The sequence below is a fragment of the uncultured Nostoc sp. genome (assembly GCF_964245575.1).
GTDB lineage: Bacteria > Cyanobacteriota > Cyanobacteriia > Cyanobacteriales > Nostocaceae > Nostoc.
In genome coordinates this window covers 1-6,778 of sequence record NZ_CAXTNP010000361.1, presented here as the reverse complement: position 1 = coordinate 6,778, position 6,778 = coordinate 1, and the positions used below count along the sequence as shown (strand labels likewise).

Here is a 6,778-nt window from a genome sequence, read left to right as displayed (position 1 = left end):
AACTTTTATCTAGTTTTTGCGATTCTGCAAATATGCGCTCTCGGTAATTATCTTTAAGGCGAACTTTTTCCGGTGCTAAGTCTTTTTTATCTGCCATAGTTATATTCACTTAAGAGATGTAGTAGTTGGATTCTTGGCAAAAATAGTTTTTGCCATCTCTAAAAGCCCAGAGACATTGGCTTCCACCGGATTGTCCAGGATTTTGAAGCCGTTTTTCTCCAACAGCTTCTTAAATCCGGGTAACAGGCAACCTCCACCAATCGCCCAGATTTCATCCCCTTGGTGTTTAGCATCAAGCGTCAGATTCACCACTTTCTTCAAGTATTTTTCATACCAATCTTTTAAACTTGCGCTGTATATATCTTTGATATCGATGTCACGGCTGTACCTGGTATGCCCCATCTCTAGACAAAATCGGATTTTGGATGGATCTCCGATTTTTCCGCCATTTAAATGTTTCATTTTTTGGGAGATATCATCGATGAGAACTTCTACACCGATGGGGTAAGCAGTGTGAACTTCTCGTTTCCCTTGGTTGTAACGAGAATACAGGGTTGTTCCATTGCCAAAGTCTAAAATGGTTAATTTTTTTGGTAGTGGATGCCCAAACAATGCACCCATACCCTCTAATACAACTTTGATGACTTCTACTTTCACGTCTGATTGTTTGCCAGCTAGTATTGGCTTATATTCTCCATTGAGTACTTTTTGAAGTTCTTCAGCCAGACCAACATCATGTAAGCTAACGACTAATTTTAAGTGCCAAGCCCTACGGTGTGGGAGATGTGCCAATGCACCCAATAAAGTCAACAATGCATTATTGACTTTATTTTCATTATTGTCTGTGTTGCGGTCAAAATAATTTCCTGTACGGTAAGCTGACTCTCCAACTGTGTAAGCACTGCCGTTAAAAACTACACGCCCTGGAACATCTTCCATTTCTGCATTGGTTATATAGCTGGGGACACGAACTACTTCAAAGCCATCGACTAAAAGTTTGAGACTTCCATAACCATTATCGAAACCCGCAGGAAAAATTTTTTGCAAGGTGTGAATGTTTGACATAAATACAAAGGTAATACACTTTTATTCGTGAAAATTATCTGTTCAGGTAATTTTAGGGAGCAAGGGAGAGAAGAATAAAAGAACTACCCTTTTTTCTCCAGACTCAAGAGTTTATCATAACCCTTTGGGGGCTAAGTGGGGTACAAAATGTTAACCAGTCAAATATACCCCATTTAGCACCTATATATACCCTATATAGGGGTCAAAATCTCACCAAAGTGTTGAACTATTGTTGGGGTATATATAACCCCCATATAGCCCCCAAAAGGATTTTTGGAAATCTTTTTTATCAACGCAGCAGAAATTAATTTAGATGGTTGACTGTTTGATTTATACTTTACTGTCAATCTTTTGTTGAAAAGCAATTCAGTTTTGATCTCTAACTTCTTGCTGACTACGTAACGAGTAGGTTACTACTTGCTTACAGGTTCAGCTTTCTCAACTGAATTATCATTCACACCCAAAGTCAAGTCGCTTCGCTCCAATTCAAAATTCAAAATTCAAAATTAAAGACAATTAGTGTCCGATTGAACTCATTACTAATTGTTCGCCCTTGGCGTTCCTGAAGGGTAGACCGCCAAATCATTCGCGCAGCGTCTCGTAGAGAAGATTTTGGCGGGGGCAAGAAAATAGCGAATTAATTAATTCAAAATTATTTCCATTCTTCTCTTCATTTTGAATTTTGAATTTTGCATTTTGAATTCAAAAAAGGTTAATTCCAAAGGAGTTTTTTGAGGGTAAGCTTTTACTACTTGTCGATAAACTTCATAATTAGTAGGCAGTGTATGAAGTGCGTTGCCTACTCCAGAGGTCAGTTTGTACTTTACATCTTTCACCAATTCAGGTTTTCCTGCCTCTTCTTAAGGTCTTTTACGTTGTTCAACTTCATCAACACTTGGTCGTGGCGGTAAAGTAGGCCACCATAGCCCCCGGTCACACCAATTCGCAATTGATAATGGGCTTCGCCCCGCTACGCTAACGCAATTCGCAATTATTATCTCTCAACTTTAATTGTGGGCTTAAATATTGATACGTGTTTTTATTAATAAGTTGAGGAGCCATAAATCAATTGCGAATTGCTAACTGCGAATTGCGAATTGTTGAGTCATCTGGGCCAACAACTGCTCCTGCCGGTTTCAATCCATTCCTATTCAACATTGAAGTATTAGCAAAGGTTTCAATGCGTGGCTGTGGTTGACTAGTTAGGTTATTCGCATACTTAACTTGCCTGCTTGTACTGGTGAGTGCTGTAGCTTCATACTGTTCAGTTGTAGCGGTGCTACAACTATTAAGCGTGAGCGCCGTTAGTGCAGTTATTATTGAGGGTAAAATTTTCAACTTTTGCATTATCAATCGTAAATATCTCTTACTAATCACTCTTGAAGAGGGAGTGTGCCATCATTGCTGCCAAGGAGAAGGAATCGCTATTGTCGAAATCACTTCTCCTGTTTTTAATCTGATACCAGTCTGCTCACAGTTGGGGTATTGGACTTTCACTTTAATCAGTGAAGGATGTTCTTTATATTCTCCCATTACTAGCTCTTTTGTAAACTTGCACTTTTATTCCCTGTTGGTAGTACCAAAAAAGCGTTTATCTTAGATATATTTCATCAGATATCGGCTAGAAATATTTGTTGTACTGTTGTATTTTCAAGCAAGATTACCCATGCAATTTCTCGTGTGTCAGCAGTGCAAATCATTGGCGCTGCTGGAAATAAAAAGTGCAATACTGGTAGCGTGCATAAGTTATCAGAATCAGATTCGGATTTTTTTAACACTGGCAGAAGTTAGTCGCCTTTTGTTCGTGTATCTGCATCTAAGACAATTGCTTCTAGTTCATCTACTTTCTCGGCTGCCACCAAATACAATCCGCGTTCGCGGTATTCAAATGATAACTTGTATACTCTTGCTACAGGCAACTTCTAGGCAGTATGGAATGGAAAGTAATCTTGCAACCTCTAAGAGTTGTATTCCCCCTAATCAAGCGCTACAATCTGCCTGTATTAGAAGTACTTTTTGCGATAACTGCAATTTATTAAAGTGAGCCAAACCCGGATTATTGCACTATTTAACCAAAGTGGTGGGGTTGCCAAGACAACACTTACTCAAAATCTGGGCTACCACCTTGCACTTAAAAAACGTCGTGTTTTGCTTGTGGATATGGACCCGCAGGCATCTCTCACTACATTTATGGGAATCGAACCAGACGAATTGAGTATCAGTATTCAACAAACAATAGTTGATAACAGACCATTACCTATCTATCCTGAACCGATTCATAGTATGGCGCTTGTCCCTGCTGACATTAATCTTGCCGCTAGTGAAATGCAACTTAGTAGTGCGATCGCTAGAGAATATCGCCTAAAAAATGGACTCTTGAATGTGCAAGATAATTATGACTTCATTCTCATTGACTGTCCACCTTCTTTGGGGTTACTTAGTATCATCAGCCTGACTGCTGCTACTCACATTCTCGTTCCTATCCAATGTCAATTTAAGTCATTTAAGGGAACTGAACTTTTACTCAGTACGATCACCCAAGTCCGCAGTCATACCAACCCCAGATTGCAATTTGCTGGATTTGTTCCTACAATGTTCGATGGTCGAACTGCCCAGGAATCGCGTACACTTAAAGCTGTACAAGAACAACTATCAGAGATTGCTCCTGTATACCCACCAATCCCAAAAACTATTGCCTTTGCCGATGCTTCTGAGCGCCGAGTTCCACTAGCATTATTTGATAAAAACCATCCAGCCGTGGATGTACTCAAAAAGATTGCTAATAGCATAGATAAACTTGAATTAAAATCGTGAGTAGCAAACGTAACGAACCTTACGCTGCAATCAAAAAGCCTGTCGATCTGCTGTTTGGCACTGTAACTGGGTCACAATCTGATGATCAAGCCAGCGCTACTAACATAATTGCAATTGCCAAAATCAAGCTACCTTCCTCACAGCCAAGGCGCTATTTCGACGAGCAGAAGCTTGAAGAACTATCACACTCAATCAAAGAATTGGGTATTCTTGAACCTCTGTTAGTGCGTCCGCTCTCTGAGGGCGATTATGAATTAGTAGCCGGGGAAAGACGCTACAGAGCGGCATTGATGGCTCTTTTAACTGAGGTTCCTGTAGTAGTCCGCATAATGGATGATGCGACTACGTACCAAGTGCGCCTCGTTGAAAACCTGCAACGCGAAGACCTAAATCCGCTAGAAGAGACTGAAGGTATTCTTGAACTATTGGCATTTCGGTTGTCAATAAGTACGTCAGAAACTGTCAAACTGCTTCAAAAAATGGAGAACGAAGCTAAAGGAAAAATTACCCGTAACGTTACGGGTAATTCTCAAACTCTACTTGTGGAGGAAATATTTACAGCGTTAGGAGGCATGAAGTGGGATTCATTTGTTCGCAATCGCTTGCCTTTACTCAATCTCCCTCAAGATGTGCTTTCAGTATTGCGTTTGGGAAAAATTGAGTACACCAAAGCACGGGCAATCGCTAAGGTGAAAAATGAAAAAACAAGAATTCAACTACTAGAAGACGCGATCGCCTACAATCTCTCATTGAGCGAAATTAAGCGGAAGATTCCAGAAATTGAGCAGAAGCCGGAATCAGAGTCTCGTACTCAAACAGAGTCAACATCTCTGAAAGACCGTGTTGAGGACACACTCCGCCGTTTTAAGCAGTCCAAGGTATGGGATGATCCGAAAAAAAAAGCAAAGCTAGAGAAGTTGTTGGCTCAGTTGGATGTATTGATGAAAAATGACTTCACAAATTGATAAAAATGAATTAGCTAAAACTGATAAAAAAATTTGATTTTATACCACTAATATTTGGGGGATTGACTGTGACCTTATATCAAGTAATTGAGTAAAATGTTGCAGTATGAGCGGTAGTTGTCAAATATGAACAATATGCCTTATTGAGAATAGGTGAAAACAGAGCTTCAGATCGAACAATCAGAAATCAAGGGTTTCGAGGATTTCTTATCTCGAACTTCTAATACCGGGCATCTCAGTTAGTATTGATGTACTATAATTAACTGACTTCCAATATTATAATAATGTGCGGCCTCTTCTAACAGGCAATGTCCACTCCCCCTAATCTAACACTCAACAAGTAAGTGCCTTTCCTCAACACGAAACAATCACCGGAGTCGTAGAACGTTTAACTTTTTACTCTGCTGAGTCAGGCTACACTGTGGCAAGGCTGACCTGCCCCCGTAGCACCGAACTCACAACAATTGTTGGCAGCTTTGCTAACATCCAGCCAGGGCAGACTTTACAACTAACCGGTTTCTGGCGTGACCATCCACAATTTGGCCCCCAGTTCCAAGTCATCAATTACCAAGAAACTAAACCAGCCACTCTCACCGGAATTGAGAAATACCTGGGTAGTGGACTGATCAAAGGTGTAGGGCCAGTCACAGCCAAGCGTATTGTTGCTCACTTTGGACTTGAAACTCTTGAAATTATCGAAAACCAGATTGAGCGACTGATTGAAGTTCAGGGCATCGCCAAAAAGCGAATTACCTTAATCAAAAACGCTTGGTCAACCCAAAAAGCGATAAAAGAAGTGATGGTGTTTCTCCAAGGACATGGCGTTTCTACCACTTATGCTGTGAAGATTTATAAACAGTATAAAGATGAAGCAATCGCCACTGTCACCAAAAATCCCTACCAGCTAGCAGCCGACATCTACGGGATTGGTTTTCTGACTGCTGACAAAATTGCGCGGAATATAGGAATTGCCCCGGACTCAGAATTTCGTTATCGTGCGGGAATTATCCACTGTTTAAGTGAAGCCGCCGAAGATGGGCACTGTTACCTGCCACAAAGCGAACTTATTGAGTCGGTAATCAAGCTGCTAACTACCGAATCTCATCAGCCCACAGAAGAAGCGGTCGCGATCATTATTAAAGATATGGCTCTCGCAGACGAGCTGATTAGAGAGTGGGATGAAGAAAAAACACTACTTTGCTACAAGCCGACTTACTTTCATACTGAACAGAAGTTAGCTCAACTGATACGCCAACGCTTGGAAAATCCTGTCAGCAGTGATATTGAGCGCGTGCATGATTGGATTGACCGTTTTACCGCTAGCCGTAAAATTCAGCTTTCAGAACAGCAACGCTTGGCAGTAGAAACAGCAGCTTATTCTAAGATCACGATCTTGACTGGTGGCCCTGGCGTTGGAAAGACCTTCACCACCCACACCATAGTCTCTCTGTGGAAAGCAATGGGTAAATCTATTGCCCTGGCTGCACCCACTGGACGGGCTGCTCAACGCTTGGGTGAAATGACTGGGCTGGAAGCCAAGACGATACATCGCTTGTTAGAATTTGACCCCCGCTCAATGGGCTTTAAGCGCGATAGCGAAAATCCTTTACCCTACACAGCAATTATCGCTGATGAAGCATCGATGCTTGATTTGTTTCTGGCTTACTCGTTGCTTAAAGCAGTATTGGCTGGCGCTTTACTGTTGTTGGTAGGTGACATTGACCAGTTACCATCTGTCGGCCCAGGTCAAATACTTGCTGACCTGATCAATTCTGGGCGAGTTCCGGTGGTACGGTTGACCCAGGTATTTCGCCAAGCTCAAACGAGTGCTATTATCACTGCTGCTCACCAAATTAATCGAGGAATTTATCCGACAATCGAGCCGATATCTGATAGTCCCATGTCCGACTGTATTTGGCACGGCGGCGGACATC

At 41.5% G+C, this 6,778-nt stretch carries 5 protein-coding genes and 2 pseudogenes; 3 read left to right on the top strand and 4 right to left on the bottom strand.

Annotated features, from left to right (window positions below):
- Positions 1–105: 105 nt before the first annotated feature.
- From ACFFAP_RS34330 to ACFFAP_RS34315, 4 genes and pseudogenes are all read right to left on the bottom strand, one after another.
- Positions 106–1,065 carry a ParM/StbA family protein gene (locus tag ACFFAP_RS34330; protein ID WP_375515401.1) on the bottom strand — a complete coding sequence of 320 codons (960 nt, stop codon included), beginning with the start codon at positions 1,063–1,065 and terminating at the stop codon, positions 106–108.
- A gap of 641 nt (positions 1,066–1,706) precedes the next feature.
- Positions 1,707–2,000: pseudogene (locus ACFFAP_RS34325) on the bottom strand (hypothetical protein); the annotation flags it as partial.
- A gap of 172 nt (positions 2,001–2,172) precedes the next feature.
- A pseudogene (locus ACFFAP_RS34320) lies at positions 2,173–2,412 on the bottom strand (hypothetical protein); the annotation flags it as partial.
- A 440-nt stretch (positions 2,413–2,852) separates the two neighbouring features.
- A complete protein-coding gene (locus tag ACFFAP_RS34315) occupies positions 2,853–2,984 on the bottom strand; it encodes a hypothetical protein (protein ID WP_375515400.1) in 132 nt (43 codons plus the stop codon).
- 121 nt (positions 2,985–3,105) lie between these two features.
- Here ACFFAP_RS34315 and ACFFAP_RS34310 point away from each other — a divergent pair, with 121 nt between their 5' ends.
- From ACFFAP_RS34310 to ACFFAP_RS34300, 3 genes are all read left to right on the top strand, one after another.
- The gene (locus tag ACFFAP_RS34310) at positions 3,106–3,879 is read left to right on the top strand and encodes a ParA family protein (RefSeq protein ID WP_375515399.1); all 774 of its coding nucleotides are present in this window, start codon (positions 3,106–3,108) and stop codon (positions 3,877–3,879) included.
- A complete protein-coding gene (locus ACFFAP_RS34305; RefSeq protein ID WP_375515398.1) occupies positions 3,876–4,844 on the top strand; it encodes a ParB/RepB/Spo0J family partition protein in 969 nt (322 codons plus the stop codon). The genes ACFFAP_RS34310 and ACFFAP_RS34305 overlap by 4 nt, the downstream gene beginning before the upstream one ends.
- A 367-nt stretch (positions 4,845–5,211) precedes the next feature.
- The coding region (locus ACFFAP_RS34300; RefSeq protein ID WP_375515402.1) for an AAA family ATPase at positions 5,212–6,778 on the top strand (1,567 nt) is incomplete at its 3' end.

What these genes read in the sequence shown, in the direction of transcription:
- ACFFAP_RS34330 (WP_375515401.1), bottom strand. Translation starts at nt 1,065, where the DNA reads ATGTCAAACATTCACACCTTGCAAAAAATTTTTCCTGCGGGTTTCGAT.